Source organism: Lentzea kentuckyensis (assembly GCF_002150765.1).
Lineage (GTDB): Bacteria > Actinomycetota > Actinomycetes > Mycobacteriales > Pseudonocardiaceae > Lentzea > Lentzea kentuckyensis.
On record NZ_MUYM01000137.1, the window covers coordinates 1 to 18,494 of the forward strand.

An 18,494-nucleotide genomic window follows, 5' to 3' on the forward strand; every position below is an offset into this window, starting at 1 on the left:
TTGCGCACCTGCTTCGGCGCCTCCCGCCCCGAACAACGACAGCGACGCCAAGAACGAGGCGGACACCAAGTCCGACACCAAGAACGACAGCGACGCCAAGAACGAGGCGCCGAAGCAGGTGCGCAACGGCGGCGCCCCGCCGGCCATGACGCCGCCGACCCCGGAATCCCACCAGGGCAAGGACGTTCGCACCGACCAGTCGTGGCGGCACGACCCGGCCAAGACCGCGGACTGGTCCAACCCGAACAACCCGGCCGACCGCAGCACCTGGGCCGACCGCCGCAACGACACCGACGTCCGCACGGTCGACCAGACGGTCCACGACGTCCGCACCGACAGCACGCCGTCGGACATCAAGTCCTACCAGGGACTCATCAACTACGACCTGCGCCGCATCGAGACCACTCCCGGCAACTTCGTGCAGGAGTACACCGTCAAGGTGCACATCGACCCTGCCGCGAACGCCGACCCCGACCTCGTCGCGCAGGTGAAGGACAACGCCACCAACGGCGTCAACAGCTTGCTGAACCATGGTTTCCGGCTCCCCAGCGGTGACCAGTTCCACCTCAACCTGGAGTTCACCGACAACAAGGCGGACGCGCACACCAGCATCAAGGTCGACCCGGACAACCCCAACGTCGACCAGTTGAACTGGAACCCCGCCACCAGCCCCGAGGTGCTGGCCCACGAAACGCTGCACTACCTGGGCATCCCGGACGAGTACAAGGACTCGAGCCGCGTCTTCCAGCAGCACGACACGAACTCCGGCGTGCACCAGAACGACGGCGGCCTGATGGGCGCCGACGTCCACCTGCCCGACCCCGGCATCCGGCCCCGCCACCTGTGGCTGATCGAGAACACCGCCAACAGCCAGGTCATGGTGCCCGACACCACGATCAACCCTGCTGGGCCGGCCACCGTGCCGCCGCCCGCCGGCTGGACTCCCCGGCCGGAGACCGACACGCCCGCGCCCGCACCACGGCAGGACACCGACCGCGACGTCCCGAACCCCCGTCCCGAACCGGACACGAGGCCGGCGCCCGTGTCGTCCATGCCCGGCGCTTTCCCCGGTGACGTCGGCACCAATGTGGACAATCGACCCCACCAGACGCACCTGCCGAACCTCGACAGCGTCGGGCTGGTGGAGTCGGTGCTGCGCAGCGCGGCGTTCCAGAACGCGCCGATGCCGAACGCGTCACCGCTGGTCGGCATCAGCGACGTGCAGTCCACTGTGGACACCGTTCTGAACGACATCCGGCAGAACCCGCAGAACCACGACCACCCCGGGCTGAACGCTCCCGGTCTGTCGAACTGGGTCGCGAGCAAGGTCGACGCGGACACGCTGGCGAAGTTCCACCCCGACCTGGAACCGAACCCCGGCAGCCCCAACACCGACGCCAAGGTGCAGCAGTGGCAGGCCGCGCTCGCGAACGACCTCGCGAACGGGTCGTCCAAACGCTGGGACGTCGTGAACGCGGGTCTCAACACCGACGGCATGACCCCCGGCGACGTCGACGTGGTCAACCACGTGACCCAGTCGGTGAAGGAGAACGGGGCGTTGCCGACGTCGGCCGATCTGGTCGCCAAGGGCATGCAGACGCCGTCGTGGAACGACTCCCAGGTCGGCAAGCACCTGCCCGACACGGTCGCGCAGGCGTTGGACGTGCAGCTCGTCGTCGACAACAACGGCGTGCAGACCGTCCACGGCCAGCCGTTCGCGCCGCAGGTGCAGATCAACTCGCAGAACGGCACGTTCAGCGCGCTCGGCGGTCCGACGCCGCAGGAGGTCCGCGCCGGCATGGAGGCCTGGCTCGGGGGCAAGTCCTCGGCTGAGGTCAACCAGACCATCGGCGACCTGTACAAGGGGCGTCAGGACGAGGGCCTTTACAACGCCGCGCAGCAGACGCAGCTGATCAAGCGCGCGGCCGCGCACCCCGATGGCCCGCGTGGATTCCTGAACAACCTGCTGGACCGGCAGTCGGACCTGCAGAACCGGATCGACGAGGCGAAGTCCAAGGCGTCCTGGAAGCCAGAGGCGCTCCAGAACGCGCAGGAACGGGCGCAGACGGCCCAGAGCAAGCAGGACGTCGCGACGTACACCGATCTCCTCAACAACACCAACAGCCAGATCGACTCGCTGAGGGCCGCGGGCCCCAGGGTGGGCATGACCCACGCCATCGACACGTTCGTCGCCGGCCCGAACGCGGACGGGCTCGCGAAGATCAAGCCCGCCCCGCTCGCCCAGATCGACGCCCACCTGACCGAGCAGATCGCGGCGGCCGAGAACGCCGGGTTCGACACCACGGACCTGAAGGCTCTGCACGAGCGGGTGCAGAACGAGTTGGACGCGCGTGCCGCGATGGCGCAGATCACCCGGCACGGCGTGGACGGGCTGACCGCCCAGGTCGACAAGGCCAACCAGGTGTTGCAGGACTTCCGCGACGGCAAGGACGACCACGCCGGTTTCAACGGCTTCATGAACCGCTGGTTCGGCACCGGCGAGGACCACAGCGGCTTCGACTTCGACTCGAAGATCGCCGAGGCCGAGGCGGTGGTGAAGCAGTCAGAGCTCCAGCTGTCCTTCGCCACCAACCCCGAGTACAGCAATCGTGTCGCCCAGGCCGAGAACATGCATTCGGTCCTGCAGCGGTTGGACGACCTCCAGCAGCGCAACCGGGAGAACATGGCCCGGACCGCGGAGCGCGACGCGGAACGCCAGGCCGCTCTCGAGGCCCAGCAACACCGCCAGGCGCAGGAGACCGCGGCGTTCAAGGCCTCGCTGTTCGGCAAGTCCTCCGCCGAGCTCGATGATCTGGCTCAGCAGAACCGCGACAACCCGGAACGCTCGCGCCAGATCGAGCAGATGTCCCGCAACCAGCAGGTCGCCCAGAAGGACGGCGGCATCGAGCAACACCTGCGGGACATCCAGGGCGAGATCAAGGACACGCGCAACCAGATCAACGACCTGAAGCAGATCACCGACGCGCTGCCGGACGCCTGGAAGACCGAGCTGATGCGCACCGACCAGGCCCAGCGCCAGGCGGAGCAGCTGAACCTCGAGCTGCACGAGATGGAGCTCACCAACGATCTGCTGAACCTGCAGTACGACCGCAACGACGCGCTCACCGCGTATGCGCTGAACCTGCCGGCCGACCCGAACGCCCCCGGATGGCGGTCGGTGACGCCCCAGGACGCCGCGGACCTCGAAAACCACGTCGCGAACCTCATCAACGACGCGCGCGCCGGCGGCCAGCCGACCCCGGACCTGGACCGGCTGCAGGACCAGCTCAGGAACATGCGGATCGTCGACGAGGGCCCGATCCAGCCGAACGACGCGAACACCAACGCGGACAACGACGTCCAGGACCGCGCCCCGGCGAACGAAAACCAGCCACCGGCGGTCGAACCCCGCCCGCAACCGCGGCCGTTCATGCAGGACCCGGCGGCCCGGTCCGAGGTTCCGGACGTTGACCTCGTCGTCCCCGGCGGGTTCGGCCCCGTCCACGAGGGCACGCCACAGCGGTCGTTCGAGGCGTCGCTGTACGGCCTGGACTCCGCGGCACTGCGCGACATGCAGCAGAACCCGGCGTACGCGAACACCCCGGATCGCGCGGCCGCGATCCAGAACATGCTCGACATCTCCCGGACCGCGAGCAGTCCAGAGGCCTACGACCGGCGAATGCAGGTCGCGCAGGAGAATCTCGCCAAGGCCGAGGCCGCCCGCAACCGGTGGAACGCCTCGGACCTGGTGCCGGACAGCCTCAAGACCCAGTCGATGCTCGACGAGCAGGAGGTCCGTCAGGAGTTGGCGGACCGCGAGGTCCAGCGCGCCCAGAACCGGGTCGACCAGCTCACGAACAACCGCGACGCGGCACTCACCACGTACGCGCTGCAGCAGCCAGCCGACCCGAACTCGTTCGGCTGGCGCCAGTTCGGCGACGCCGACATCGCGGCCGTGCAGAGCCACGTCGAGCAGCAGATCCGGGACGCGGAGGCGGGCGGCCACCCGACCGGCCACCTCACGGACCTCCTGGACTTCACCCACCAGCTCCAGGAAGACCGGAACGCGACCCGCCCCGCTCCGCCGAGCAGCGACACGACGACCGAAGCGCGGACCGACGCACCGCCCGCGCAGGTGCGCAGCGGTGGCGCCCCGCCCGCGATGACCCCGCCGACCCCGGAATCCCACCGGGGCAAGGACGTCATCACCGACGAGTCGTGGCGGCACGACCCCGCGCGGACCGCGGACTGGTTCGCACCGAAGGACCCGGCCGACCGGAGCAGTTGGGCCGATCGCCGTGACGACAAGAACGTCCGGACGGTCAACCAGACCGTCCACGACGTGAAGACGTCCAGCACGCCCACGAACATCAAGTCCTACAAGGGACTCATCAACTACGACCTGCGCCGCATCGAGACGAGCCCCGGCAACTTCGTGCAGGAGTACACCGTCAAGGTGCACATCGACCCTGCGCAGGGCACCGATCCCAAGGTCGTCGAGCAGGTCAAGCAGGACGCCGCCAAGGGTGTCGACGAGCTGCTGAACCAGGGTTACCGGCTGCCCAGCGGTGACCAGTTCCACCTCAACCTGGAGTTCACCGACAACAAGGCGGACGCGCACACCAGCGTCAAGGTCGATCCGAACAACCCGAAGGTCGACCAGACGCACTGGCAGCCCGGCACCAAGCCGGAGGTGCTCGCCCACGAGACGCTGCACTACCTCGGCATCCCGGACGAGTACAAGGACTCGAGCCGCGTCTTCCAGCAGCACGACACGAACTCCGGCGTGCACCAGGACGACGGCGGCATGATGGGCGCCGACCTCACCCTCGACAACCCCGGTCTGCGGCCGCGGCACCTGTGGCTCGTCGAACGCACCGCCAACAGCCAGGTCATGGTCCCCGACACCAGGCTGGAGCCCGCCGGACCGGCCACCGTGCCGCCGCCGGCGGGATGGACGCCGCCGAGCCAGGACACGAAGCCCGGTCCCGGCGCCAGGCCCGGCACCACGACGGACGTCGAGGGCGACACCCGGCCGATGAAGCGCAGGCACGATCCGGCCAACGACACCAGCGCTCCCAGGCCCGACAGCCACCAGAACAAGCGCCAGGCCCGCGACCACACGTGGGCCGAGCCCGGTCCGAGCAACCCGGACACCGGCACGTCGATGGACGTCGACGGCCAGGTCACCCCCATCGCCGAGGTGCCGTCCATCGGCGCGGCGAACTTCAAGTACAACCAGGCGTTCGCGAACCTGGTGAACGGCAGCAGTCCCGAACTGCCCACAAAGGACTCGTACCTCGGCAAGCTCAAGGAGAGCGTCGACGCGAACAAGCAGCCGTCGTTCGTCGTCAACATGATCGTCAACCACGCGCAGCTGAACGCGGCCGGCAACGACATCGAGGCCGTCGTCCATGCCATGACAGCGGACGCGGGCGACCTGAAGAACAACATGGTCTTCGTGGTCGGCGTGAACGGCAAGGCAGCGGACAGGGCCGCGATGCAGACGGCCATCGAGGCGGCGAACGCGAAGGTCGCCGGCCGGCCTGAGGCCATCGCGATCGTTCAGCTCGACAACCCCGTGCCGACCGCGAAGTCCGCCACGTTCCCCTACGGGACGATGCGCAACGAGACGATGAACAGCAACGCCACCAAGTACGCGGTCGGCGCGTTGCTGGACAAGGGTTCCCACCCGTACATCTCGATCCAGGACTTCGACACGGGTTCGCGCACGGTGGCCGGTGGCCAGAAGGACATCTTCAACCACTTCACCGACTCCATGAACACGGACGCCGGTCCGGTCCGGCCGTTGTTGTTCGCCGGTGGCTACCGGGTCGACAACGAGACCCAGTTCATGACCGACATCGACAACCGCATCAACGCGGAGCAGCAGAAGCTCGACACGGAGGCCCCGAAGCTGGAGGCCGACAGGGCGGCTCTCGACGCCGAGGCGGAAGTCCTCGCGCAGAGCAACCCCGACCAGAAGACGCTCGACGCGCACGACAAGAAGGTCAAGGCGCTCGAGAAGAAGGAGAAGGCGCACGCCGCCGACACGGCCGCCCTCGTCACGGCGCGGGCCGAGGTCGCCAAGCCCGGCTTCGTCGACCGGTTCCACCAGGCCATGCGCGACGACATGGACGCGCGGGTCCGGCTGTCCGACACGAGCCCGCTGCTCGCGTACATGCCGGAGCCGAACCTCTTCGTCGACGCCGTCGTCCCGCTGGTCGACCCGAACGTCAAGTTCAGCGACAACGCCGCCGAGTTCAACGGCCTCAGCCAGTCGATGAACACGTTCGCCGCGACCGAGATCGTCGAGATCAACAAGCACGAGGCCGCCTCCGGGACCGATCCTGTGCACGAGATCGCGTCCGGTTCGGCCGTCGACGGCGCCACGAACCGCAACCCGTACCGCGGCGAGACCTTCTCCACGGACTTCGTCAACGGCGCGGCCGGCACCGACCTGTCCCGGATCGGGCTGAGCTTCGCCAAGCAGGAGGGCAGGGACTGGGCGCAGTCGCACGTCAACTACGACTCGACGCCCGGCCGGTTCTTCGGTGGTCCTCCCGGACCGGCGGACAAGGCGGCCAAGCAGGGCACGTCTCCCGCGAACATCCGCAACGAGTTCCAGAACAGGCCGCACGAACGACGCGAGCCGCAGCAGCTCAAGCAACACACCTACACCGACCCGGACTACCACACGGGCGTCCAGACGCATGTTGACACCAAGGGCGGCTGGACGCCGACCCCGGAGGACGCGCGCAAGCTCGGCTGGCAGGACAAGAACACGCTCGACAAGAACGTCTCGGTCCCGCTGCCGGACGGGCACGGCTACTCGGGCCTCGACCCCCAGGCGACGACGACTCCGCCGGCGACCGCCGGTCCGTCCACGGGCGGAAAGGGCAGGCAGCCGAAGAAGACTGCGGCGGAGAAGCGGGCGGAGACCCAGCTCAAGGAAGCGGCGCTGCCGAAGTACGAGCCCGGCACGAAGCAGCACAAGATGGCCGCCATGGTGGAGCTGGCGCTGTCGGACAACAACAGCAACGTCACCCGTGTGTTCGGCACGCTCGAGCACGGTGTCCTGCCGCTCTCGCTCCCGCCGAGGCCCGACGGCCTGTACAACGCGGTGCACCAGGCCATGGGCAACCCCAAGGGCCAGACGCCGGTGAGCCTGCGTCAGGGTGCCGTGCAACAGGGGTCGACCGCCTCCACCGAGACGACCACGGACATCGCGCGGTTCCGGCAGCAGCACGACCTCGCGAACGGCCATCTGGCCGCCGCGATGCTGGAGCCGGTGCCGGCGCGGCAGCTTCCCATCCACCCGAAGTACCAGCCCGGCACCGGTGTCGTGCCGGTCGACAACACCGGGACACCCGGTCATGAGCTGAACGCGGACGAACGCGCCGCCCAGAACGAGATCGACGCCGCGGAACAGGCTGCGGACAACGCGAAGCTGGCCAAGGCCGAGGAGCTGGCGGTCCAGCTGCTCGCGACCGAGATCGGCCGGCCGATCCGGGTCCACGGTCCCGGCTGGCCCGCCACGCCGATCCAGCCCTTCGGCGGCACCGGGGCGAACCCCGGCGCCGTGCTGGACATCGACGCGCGGCCGAACGACAACGGCAGGACCACCTTCGCCCCGCACGACCCGGCGAACGCGGGACTGTCGCAGTCGACCGACGACGGCGGCCCCGGCCCGTCCACCCAGTTGGGGCCCGGCATGGCCGACCTCGGCCTCGACAGCGACCTCGACGCCGACATGGACGTCGACGAGGACGTCGAGACGCGTCCGGCGCCCCCGACGCGGACGCCGAACCCGGTCATCCCGATGGTCACGCTGACCCCGCCCGAGGTCGGGCAGGTGATGCCGGGACAGCAGAACCTGCCGAAGTTCTTCCAGGACAACAAGGCGCTCGGCACGATCGCGGCGACCGACGTGCGTGGTACGGAGCAGGTCACCAACGCGATTCCGAACCTCAAGCCCGCCGACGCCGCCCGCATCCAGCAGGCGCTCGACGGCAACTTCGAGTCGTTCCTGGACAACGGCCGCAACTTCCAGGTGAAGATCGGCAACACCTGGTACGAGGCGAACGTTCGCGCCACCATGCAGGCGCAGACCGACACCGCGCCGGTGGACGCGCCGAACGTCAAGGTCGACGCCACCGCGCAGTCCGGCAACTCGTCCTCGACGACGCACACCGTCGCCACGGCCAACGACATCGGCGGCTCGGCCACGGCCGGCGTCGCCATGGGCCCGTACGGCTCGCTGGGCGGCAAGGCGCAGTTCGCCACGCCCGCGCAGGCGCAGAGCACGTCGTCGGCGCTCACCGACCAGCGGATCATCCGCGCCGGCGAGGGCTCGACCCAGTCGACCGTGCGGGTGTCGTACGACATCACGCTCACCGACGCGAACGGCGACGTCCGGACGATCGCCCCGGTCAACACCGGCACCGACGTCACGCTGCAGATCCCGAACGACCTCGCCACGATCACCGGTTCCGGCAACACGTCCGCCGCGGTCACCCCGCCGGACGCCAACTGGGGCGCGAAGATCGAGCACCCCGCGCCGGAGACGGTGTCGCTGGACAACCAGCAGAAGGCGTTCGACGACGTCGCGCGCAAGCTGCACCCGTCGATCGTCAAGGTCGGCTCGCCCGGCCGGGAGGCGCTGCAGAACTTCCTGAGCCCCACGTCCATGCGCAACAACATGGGCGCGATGCTCGGCGGCGCCTACGTGACCTCGCCGGACCTGATCAGCCCGCACGCCAGCAAGGGCGCCGCGGTGCAGATGACGGCGAAGCTGCAGACGGCGGAACTCGTTGGTACACACGACAGTTCGGTACTGCGCCTGCACGACACGGCTGCGCACAGCAGTGGTGTGTCCTCGACGACCAAGTCCGGCGGCGACGTCACCGCCGGGTTCGGCGGCAACATCGGCGTGCCCAACGCGGTCGGCGGCCAGGTCGGCGTCAGCGTCGGCTACTCCGCGCGCGTCGCGGAGAACGTCAACGCGGGCATCAACACCACCCACAAGAGCGGCATCCAGGTCAAGGGCAGTACCGGTCTGTACAAGGTGACCGCCGAGGTCGAGGTCCGCACTCCCAGCGGTGCCAACGTCAAGGTGCCCGTCACCACCTACATGCGGATGGGTCTGCCCGAAGCCGGCGCGCTCGGCCTGCCCACGCCCGACGGCACCCGCAACTCGACGGTCGACGAGACCAACAAGGGCAAGAAGTTCCCGCCGCCGTACCTGGGTGGCGCGATCGCCGCGGGCAACGCCAAGGTCGGCGAGTTCGAGGCGGCTGCGCAGGTGCAGACCCAGGTCGAGGAAGCGCTGCGCGGTCTGCCCGGTTTCGGGAAGTTCCTGCCGAACTGGAACGACCCGAACGCGAACCCGCGCAGCGGCAAGGGCAAGGGCTTCTCCGACGTCGCCGAGCAGCTCGCGAACCAGCGCAAGCTGACCTCGCAGCTCTCGCCGGCGGCGTTGAAGACCAACATGGACAGCCTGATGGGCCCCGGCGTCCAGGTGCAGCTGAAGAACAGCGGCAAGACCACCAACACCTTCGTCAACGTCACCGTCAAGGCGAAGCTGACCAACCCGCGGCACCTCGGTCAGGCCGACGCGCGCAACATCAGGGACGCGTCGTCGACCGGCCCGAAGCTGGACGCGTCCACCACGACCACCAAGGGCTGGAGCGGTGGCGTCGAGGGCAAGGTGACGATCCCCGCGAAGACCGCGGACGCGACGCTGACGCCCACGCCGCAGTTCGGTGTGAAGTACAACCACGCGTGGTCGGACAAGACCGCGGCCGGTCCGACGGTCAACAGCACCTCGCTCAACGTCGGCAGCCCGGACGCCCAGGTGTTCCGGCACGACGTGGAGTTCGAGGTCGAGATCACCACGTTCACCCGGCCGCGGGCGTGGGTGCGCCGCGTCGTGCCGGGCGCTCCCGGCTTCCACGCGCCGGAGCAGCACACGGTGGCGAGCACCGGCGCCGGTGACCTCAAGCCCATCAAGGGCGGGGTCAACCTGTGGGTGTCGGACAGCTCCACTTTGGACACCGACCCCGGCAAGGGTTTCGAGCCGGGCAAGCCGGAAATCCGGACGCTCAAGGACGCGCCGACGGTCAAGGAGCTCCTGAGCACCAAGCCCAAGGAGAAGGCACCGGACTTCCTGCACGTGGAGGCCGTCGCGAACACGACGGCGCTGCGCGACCAGGCCATCGACGCGCTCAACCGGGCCGCCAAGGGCGACTCCGCGCTGACCGTGCCGGGAACCGCGTCACGGGCGCAGATCGACAAGATGTTCTCCCCGGAGAACATCAAGGCGAACCTGCGCACGCTCACCGAGACCGGCATCCAGGAGCAGGGCCTCAAGTACGACCGCCGGGTCACCGACCGCACGGGTGCGATCGGCGTGTCGTTCCAGCTGAACAACCCGAAGATCGTGTCCATTTCGGACAACACCGCGACCGAGAACGCCTCCACCGGTGGGTACAAGGCCGGCTCGGTGTCGTCCACCAGCCGGTCGGTCGACATCACCGGCGGCATGAACCTGCCGATCAGGCCGAACGTCACTCCCCCGCCCGCCGGCGAGCCCAGGCCCGCCAGCGGTGCCGGTGGTGTCGCGGTGGCCGGCAAGGTCACGCCGTGGTCGGACTCGAAGTCGTCGTCCAACGAGATCGGCGGCGCCGTCGACCGCAACTTCGTGACGCCCGCCGGCGGGCGCACCGTGCTGGTGCAGCTCGACGCGGACGTCACCGTCGTCGGGGAGAGCCGCGCGGCGAACTTCATCGCGGGCAGCACGCCGCGGGCCGAGGGCGCGACGGTCACGCTGCCGAACTCGGTGTTCGTGCGCGTCACCGAGGACGTGGCGCGGGACATGGGCCTGCTGCCCGACGTGCAGCCGACCGTGCCCAAGCCCGAGTTCCCGAAGATGGCGCCGCCGGCGACCGTCGCCAAGGGCGAACCCGGCGCGCTGGGTCTGTCCACTGTGGAGAGCGTGCCGGACCTGTCCGGCGTGGTGTCCAAGCTGTCCGAGGACGTCAACCTCAAGACCGCGAAGAGGTTCGGCGACCCGCTGGTGCCGGACTCGGTGCTCAAGGACTCGATGAACAACCTGCAGCGCCTGGTCGACTTCAGCTCGCCGGCCAGCGTCAAGGCGATGATCGACAGCGCCCTGGACGGCGGTGTGCCGCTGCTGGTGCACCAGCCCGGCACGTTCGGCAAGGACTCGTTCCAGGTCACGTTGCGGGCCAAGGCGGACACGCCGCGGTTCCAGGAGGTCGTCAACGACGGCGTCGAGATGGAGCACACGGCGCAGGGTTCGAAGAAGATCACCGACGGCCAGGGCCGCGGCACCGGCTGGGGTCTCGGCCTCAAGGCCCCCGGCCTCGCCGCGCCGGGCGGCGCGAACCCGAACGTGTCCGGCACCGCGGGTGTGATCGCGGCGGCGAACATCGGTCAGTCCAAGAGCAGTTCGGTCACGAACTCGACGGCCGACCAGTTCAGCCAGTTCCGCGGCGCGAGCGGACCGGCGGCGCGCTACGCCGTGCCCGTCGAGTTCGAGCTCGTGGTCGAGAAGGGCGACCAGGTCGTCGCCAGGGCCGACAGCGGCCCGCAGGAGATGGTCGTCCGGCTGCACGCGGACAACCAGAAGGTCGTGAGCGACGCCGAAACGTCCGCGTACCAGGCGGATCCGACGCCGCAACCCGCGGCTCAGGGCACCCCGCAGGCCGCCGCGGACTGGCAGAAGGCGGGCAACCCGGCCGCACTGCCGCCGACCGCGTCGGTGGAGACCCTGCGCGGCGCCCAGGACCTGCGCCAGGCGGCGATCGACGCGCTGAAGGAAGCGGGCGCGGGCAAGGGGCTCACCGGCAAGGGCACGGGCTCGTTGAACAGCCTGCTGGCGACGCTGAGCCCGGAGAACCTGCAGCCGCACCTGCCGTCGATGCTGTCCGGCCCGCTCACCGTGCCGGGCCTGAAGGAGGCGGCGCTGACGTTCGGCCAGGACGCCGACGTCAAGGTCTACGCGAAGCTCGTCGACCCGGCGCTGGGCTCGCTCAGCGACAGCGTGGCGCTGGAGAACCCGAAGTCGCAGGTCAGCTCCACCAGCACCGACGCCAAGGTGGCCGAGACCGGTGATGTGTCCGTCGGTCTCGCGACCGGTGGCGTCTCGGTCAAGCAGGGCACCGACCCGAAGGACACCGTCAACTTCGCCGCCAGCGGCGTCGAGCTGCGGCACGCGGGCGAGGACTCGACAGCCGGGTCCGGTGGCCTGACCGACAACAGGACCAGCAACCTCAAGCCGAAGGACCGGACCGGACTGGTCCAGTTCGGCGTCGAGTACCGCGTGGTCGCCACGATCGGTGGCAGGACCGCCGTGATCGACCTGTCCGTGCCGAGCTCGGCGTCGGTCCGCATGCCCGCCGCCGAAGCGCAAACCGTGCTGCGCCACGACTTCAGCCCCGCACTGACCGACGCGCAGACCGAGGTCAAGAAGGCGGCGGACGACTGGCGCAAGGCCGAGGTCGACGTCGACGCCCAGCGCCACGCGGCGCAGCAGGTGATCAACGACGCCGCCGCGAAGCTCGCGAAGAACGACTCCCAGTTCACCCAGGTGCAGATCGACTACAACGCGTCGATCGAGCAGCACCTGAACGAACAGGCGAAGCTGCCGGCCCTGGAGGCACAGGCCGAGACCGCGCGTCGTGAGGCCGCCCGCACCGAGGCCACCATCGCGGACCTCGTGCCGCGGGTGCACGACCTCGGACTCGACGTGCTGGCCGCGCAGTCTCAGGTGGCGGCGGCACAGCTCGACGTTCAGGCCGAACAGCCCAATGCGGAAGCGGCGCTGCGGAACGCACAGCAGACCGCGAACAACGCGCAAACGGCGTTGGACCAGGCCGAAAAGCAGCTCGCCGACGCCCGTGCGGAGCTGGAGATCCAGCTTCAGGAAGCCGACGCCCGGCGCGCGGAGCTCACCGCGCAGGAGCAGGCCGTCGCGCGGGCGGACGCTGCCCGCACGTCGGCGGAGACCAGGCACGAGCAGGAGGTGGCCCGCCTCGACACCGATCGGGCGACCCAGCAGGGCCTGATCAAGGACGCGGAGATCAAGCTCGACGACGCGCGCCGGGCCGCGGACGTGAAGCAGCAGGAGTGGTGGGACAAGAAGGCGGTCGTCGACCAGAAGATCGCCGACTACAACAACGAGCCCGTCACGACGAGGTCCAGCGACACCGACACCGACGACGGTGACACGGGCGGTGACACGGGCGGTGAAGTGGCCACGGAGCTGCCGCCATCGCCGCCCAACGCGCCTGCCGCGAGCAGCGAACCGTCCGCCGAGCACACCTCGAACCGTTCGCCGGCCGACCCGAGTCCGTTGCACAGCACCGAGACCAGTGCGCCGTGGTTCGACCCGAGCAACCCGGTGTCCGCGCAGGCCATCGCGGACGCCCGCGCCACCACCCCTGCCTCCAGCTGGGTGCGCGGCGAGGACGGCGGTGTTCTCAGCAACACCACGATCACGCCACAAGGCATCAAGATGCAGGCCTGGCGCGGTCCGATCGCCTACGACAACCGCGTGCTGAACGTCGACGGCGTGCCGGTGCGCGACTTCACCGTGCGCCTGCACCTGAACAACGGCAACACCGACGTGCAGGACCGCACTCGCGCGGGCGTCGAGGAGATGTTCAACCAGGGCTACCGGCTGCCCGGCGGCGAGCAGTTCCACGTCACCGTCGAGTTCACCGACAACCCGGCGGACGCGCACGCCACGATCGACGTCACCGACGACCCGCAGGGCCGGGCGAACCAGCTCACCTGGCCCGCGCACACGGGCTCGCGACAGCTCGCGCACGAGGTCGGGCACTTCCTCGGCCTGCGCGACGAGTACCTGGAGACCGGCGCCGTGAAGCCGATCTTCCAGCACCAGGACGGCCGGGGCCGCGTCGTCAACGACAACTCCCCCATGACCCAGGGCATCGACCAGGCGGACGCGACGCTCAAGCCGCGGCACCTCCAGCTGGTCGAGGACCGGATGAAGGCGCTGCAGTCGCACAACCGTCCTCAGCCCGTGGTCGAGGAGCGGTCCGACGTGCCGCCGCCGAACATGCCCAAGCGCGGCAACGAACACCTGGACGCTCATGCGGCCGGCGACTCCGTCAAGCGCACCCGCGAGGACCTGGCCGATCTGTCCATTGAGGACAACGCGGACCACGACGTCGAGATGTCCGAGCCGGTCGAGCAAATCCAGCCGGTCGAGCTGGTCAACGAGAACGGCGTGCACAACGCGGCGTTCCAGAACCTCGCGAACGGGCAGACTCTCACCCCGATCACCGCGGACAACTATCTCGCCCGCACGCGGGAGGGCATCGCGAACGACGAGCCGCCGGCGTTCGTGGTCAGCATGATCGTCCGCGCGGGCGAGCTGGACCAGCTGGACAGCGTGATCAACGGCGTCATGGCCAACACCTCCGACATGAACGGCCGCGTGGCGTTCGTGCTGGGCGTGAACGCCGCGTCGCAGGCCGACATCGACGCCGCGATCGCCGCCGCCACGCCGGTGGTGAACGGCCACGCGGAGCCGATCGCGCTGGTGAGCGTTCCGCACGGGCCGAAGGGCTTCAAGTTCGGCGAGACGCGCAACAGCACGTTGGAGAGCAACGCGCACGAGTTCGCGGTGACCGCGTTGGCCGCCAACGGCACGCACCCGTACGTGTCGGTGATGGACTTCGACGCGGGCGACCGCAGGACGCGGCAGGGCGGGCACGTCTTCGACCACGTCACGCAGCTCATGGACGCCGACGAGGTCGGCCCGGCGGACGGACCGGACGTCCCGGCGCCGTTGCGGCCGTTGATGGTCGGCGGCGGCTACCGCGTGACCGTCACACCGCAGCAGCTGCAGAACGACGTGCTGACGCGGATCGACAACGACCCGAAGACCACGGACGCGCAGAAGCAGGCCTACCGGGACAAGCTCGCCGAGCAGGGCTTTACCGAACGCTTCGAGCACGCGATCAACGCGGACATGCACGCGCGCCGCAACCAGCAGGGCATCCACCCGTTGCTGCCGTACACGCCGGAACCGAACCTCTTCTTCGACGGTCTGGTGCCGCTGGCCGACCCGTCGGTGCGGTTCGGCGAGGGCCAGGCGGAGTTCGGGCAGCTCGGCCAGTCGCTGAACAGGTTCTACGCCAAGGAACTGGCCAAGCTGCACACGCCGGCCGACCCGGCGCTGATGGAAGTGGCCACCGAACAGGCCCGTGTGGACGTTCAGAACAACCGGCACCCGGTGCGCGGTCAGGCGTTCACGACGGACTTCGTCGCGGGCGACACCGGCACCGACCTGTCCAGGATCGCCTACGGGCTGATCAAGGACGGCAAGCTGCCGCAGTCGCACACGGCGTTGCCGAACGTGTCCGAGCGGTTCCTCGACGGCAAGTCGTCGAAGGCGGGCACGAAATTCGCCGACGAGCGCGAGCGGCTCGGCACCGGTGCGCACGCGGTGGTCGAACCGTTCCTGCCGCCGGCCGACGGGCAGACCACGAACACGTGGAACCCGCCGCGGAAGATGGAGACCCAGCTCGGCGCACCGCAGAAGAACCGGATGAACCCGGCCGTCTCGGCGCCGCTGCCCGCTCCGTTCAACCAGCTGGCGGCCGGCATCCAGAAGGACCAGAAGGTCGTCGCCGCGCACGGGCTGGTGGCGTCCGACCACGTCAGCCACACGCAGCGGCAACTGCGGTTCCTGAACGAGGACGTGCTGGTCCGCCAGCCGTTGCCGCCGATCACGAACAACGGCCTCTACGCCGCGATCGGGCAGGCGCGGGGCATCGACCCCGCCACGCTGCGCCGGCAGGTGGTGAGCCTGGCCGCGACGCACCAGGCCGTGACCAGGGCGGTGGCCGACTGGACCGTCAGCAGGCCGATGCACCAGGGCCACCTGAACGGCGCGCTGGTGGAGAACGCCAACTGGCACATGCAGGCGGACGGCAACGAGAACGCCGGCGCCGGCAACGCACGTGACCTGGTCGCACACCTGATCGCGACCCAGTTGAGCGTCAACGTGCGGATCCACCAGGGCGGCGCCACGCCGGTGCTGATCAGGCCGATGGGGCCGCCGTTCCAGGAGACGATCGACCTCGACCTGGTGCTGGAGGGCCGGCAGGTCACCTACCGGCCACGTCAGGGTCTACAGCCGGACGTGACGATGCATTAGCGTGACGCGCGTGGAAGAGTTCGCGGAGGCGCTCCGGACGGCGATCACGAATCGCGGTCTCGGTCTGGAGCGACTCCGGGAACACCTCTCCCAGAACGGCGTCTCGGTGTCGCTCGCGACGCTGAGCTACTGGCAGACGGGCCGCAGCCGGCCGGAGCGCAAGAAGTCGCTGCAGGCCGTCGTCCACTTGGAACACATCCTGCAGGTGCCGCCTGGGCACCTCTCCGGCCTGCTGGGTTCACCCCGTCCGCGCGGCCGCTGGCTGCGCAGGGCACCGGAGCCGATGTCGGCGTTCTGGCCGGCGCCGACGCGGGTCGAGACCGCGTTGCAGGACCTCGACACCCAGTGGGACGACCAGCTGATCCGGGTCAGCCAGCAGGACTTCGTGACCATCGGCGCGGACCGGACCGAGCGGTCCTTCCGGTCGCGGCAGGTGCTGTCGGCGTCCATGAACGGCCCCGACCGGTGGGTCGTGATCATGCACGTCGACGAGCGCGACCGGCCGTTGCCCGCGGTCCGCGCGTTGAAGAACTGCACGATCGGTCAGCTGGTGCAGGACCCCGCGCAGGGCCTGCTGGTCGCGGAGCTGTTGTTCGACAAGGTGCTGCGCAAGGGCGAGAGCATCGTGATCGAGCACGAGCTGGTGCACCTGTCACCGAGTCCGGTCGCGACGAGCTACGAGCGCAAGTTCCGCCTGCCGACCCATGAATACGTGCTGGAGGTGACGTTCGAAGGCGCGGTACCGGCCTCCGTCACCCAGCTCGACGGTGCCGCGGTGCAGCCCGGCCGCACGCTGCTCGACGTCGCTCTGGACGTGCGGCCCGGCGTGCGTGGTTTCCGCTGGACGTGGACCTGATCTCGTTGTGAAACAGGGCAGGGCGGGTGTTCCCCCCGCGCCTCGTGGGGAACACCCGCCCTGCGTCGTCCACTGTGGACGTTTTAGCCGATCTTCTCGATCTTGGCGTTGCGGATCAGGAACTTGCCCGGCTCACGCACCTGTTCGAAGGCCGCGTTGTTCAGCAGCGCGCAGCTGCCGGACACCGACGCCACCTTGACCGTCGTGGACTTGTTGTTGTCCAGGTTGGTGACCTTCAGCGTGGTGCCGACCGGGAACGTGCCGCTCGACGCGGCGGGCTCGCCGCCCTCGCCGGACAGCGTGACGGTGGAGCCGTTGCAGACCTGCTGGCCGGTCGCGCTGCCACCGTTGTTGTTGCCCTGGCCGGCGTTGGCCGGGGGCTTCGGTGCGGGCTGGGCCGTGGTCTGACCCTGGTTGCCGGCGTTGCCCTGGTTCTGGTCGGCCGCGCCGCCGTCACCCTTGCAGCCCGCCGCCTTGCGTCGCTGCTGGATGAGGTCGACCACGGCCTGCCGGTTCGCGATGCGGGCCTCGGACTGCGCGTCCGGGTTGGACTTCTGCCCCGCGATGAAGCTCAGGTTGTTCTGCAACGCCTTGTCCAGCCCGCCGCAGTCCTCACCGGACGTGGCGGCCTGGCCCTTCGCGGGCTGCGCCTGGACGTCGTTGCCACAGCCGGCCGCCTGGCGCCGCTGGTTGATGAGGTTGACCACCGCCTGCCGGTTGGCGATGCGAGCGTCCGACTGCGCGTCGGGGTTCGCCTGCTGCCCGGCGATGAAGTTCAGGTTGTTCTGCAGGGCGGTGTCCAGTCCGCCGCAGTCCTCGGCCGCGTTCGAGTCGGTGCTGCTGAAGGCGAAGATGCCACCGGCGACAGCGGCGACCGCGAGCATGGCGCCCGCGCCGATCATGGCGGGCTTGCGGTGTCGAGCGCCCATTCGATTCTCCTCGGGGGTCGATCGGGGTTGTACCGATGACTACGGGGAGGTCACGGACGGGGTTCAAAGCGGACTAGACCACGTTGGTTTTTAAATGCTTTTAAGGTTCCTCATTCGTGGTGATCTTGCTGGTCAGACACGGTTTCGCGGGCAGGGGCGCGGCTGGGTTTCGTGGTTCGTGAATGGGCAGAGCGGCGGTGAGACCGGTAGCCGCGGTGGTCTGGTCGAGGGGTCGGCCGTTCGACGGCATTCGACGCCGGCCGGCTCGCGCGTTCGACGAGAATCCGTGTCACCACAGCTCGCCCGAGACCTGGCAGTGCTTTGTCGGGTCCGGAGGGACGGACGTCCGCGACAGCGGGCACAGCGACCCTGGTGGTCGCGCTCTCACCATGCTGCACCTGCAAGTTGGTTGTAGTTACGAGCCGATGTAATCGATTGCAGATCACCTCAACTACCACCAACTGCGCTGGTAGTGGCCATGCGCGCACCGACA

The 18,494-nt window shown here is 69.1% G+C and carries 3 protein-coding genes; 2 read left to right on the forward strand and 1 reads right to left on the reverse strand.

Translation table 11 applies throughout. From position 1 onward, the window contains the following. Nucleotides 1-145 precede the first annotated feature (145 nt). Together B0F77_RS48350 and B0F77_RS42620 are read left to right on the forward strand one after the other, a co-directional pair. A complete protein-coding gene (locus tag B0F77_RS48350; RefSeq protein ID WP_211294311.1) occupies nucleotides 146-16,216 on the forward strand; it encodes a hypothetical protein in 16,071 nt (5,356 codons plus the stop codon). A 1-nt stretch (nucleotide 16,217) separates the two neighbouring features. Continuing rightward, the gene (locus B0F77_RS42620; RefSeq protein ID WP_245849422.1) at nucleotides 16,218-17,072 is read left to right on the forward strand and encodes an XRE family transcriptional regulator; all 855 of its coding nucleotides are present in this window, start codon (nucleotides 16,218-16,220) and stop codon (nucleotides 17,070-17,072) included. 83 nt (nucleotides 17,073-17,155) lie between these two features. Here the strand turns inward: B0F77_RS42620 and B0F77_RS42625 are convergent, their stop codons facing one another. Beyond that, complete coding sequence (locus B0F77_RS42625; protein WP_425435812.1) at nucleotides 17,156-17,767, reverse strand: hypothetical protein; 612 nt, start codon at nucleotides 17,765-17,767, stop codon at nucleotides 17,156-17,158. Nucleotides 17,768-18,494 lie beyond the last annotated feature (727 nt).

Bases quoted from the DNA above. Each gene is read 5' to 3' on its own strand.
- B0F77_RS48350 (WP_211294311.1), top strand. From the start codon at position 146: ATGACGCCGCCGACCCCGGAATCCCACCAGGGCAAGGACGTTCGCACC.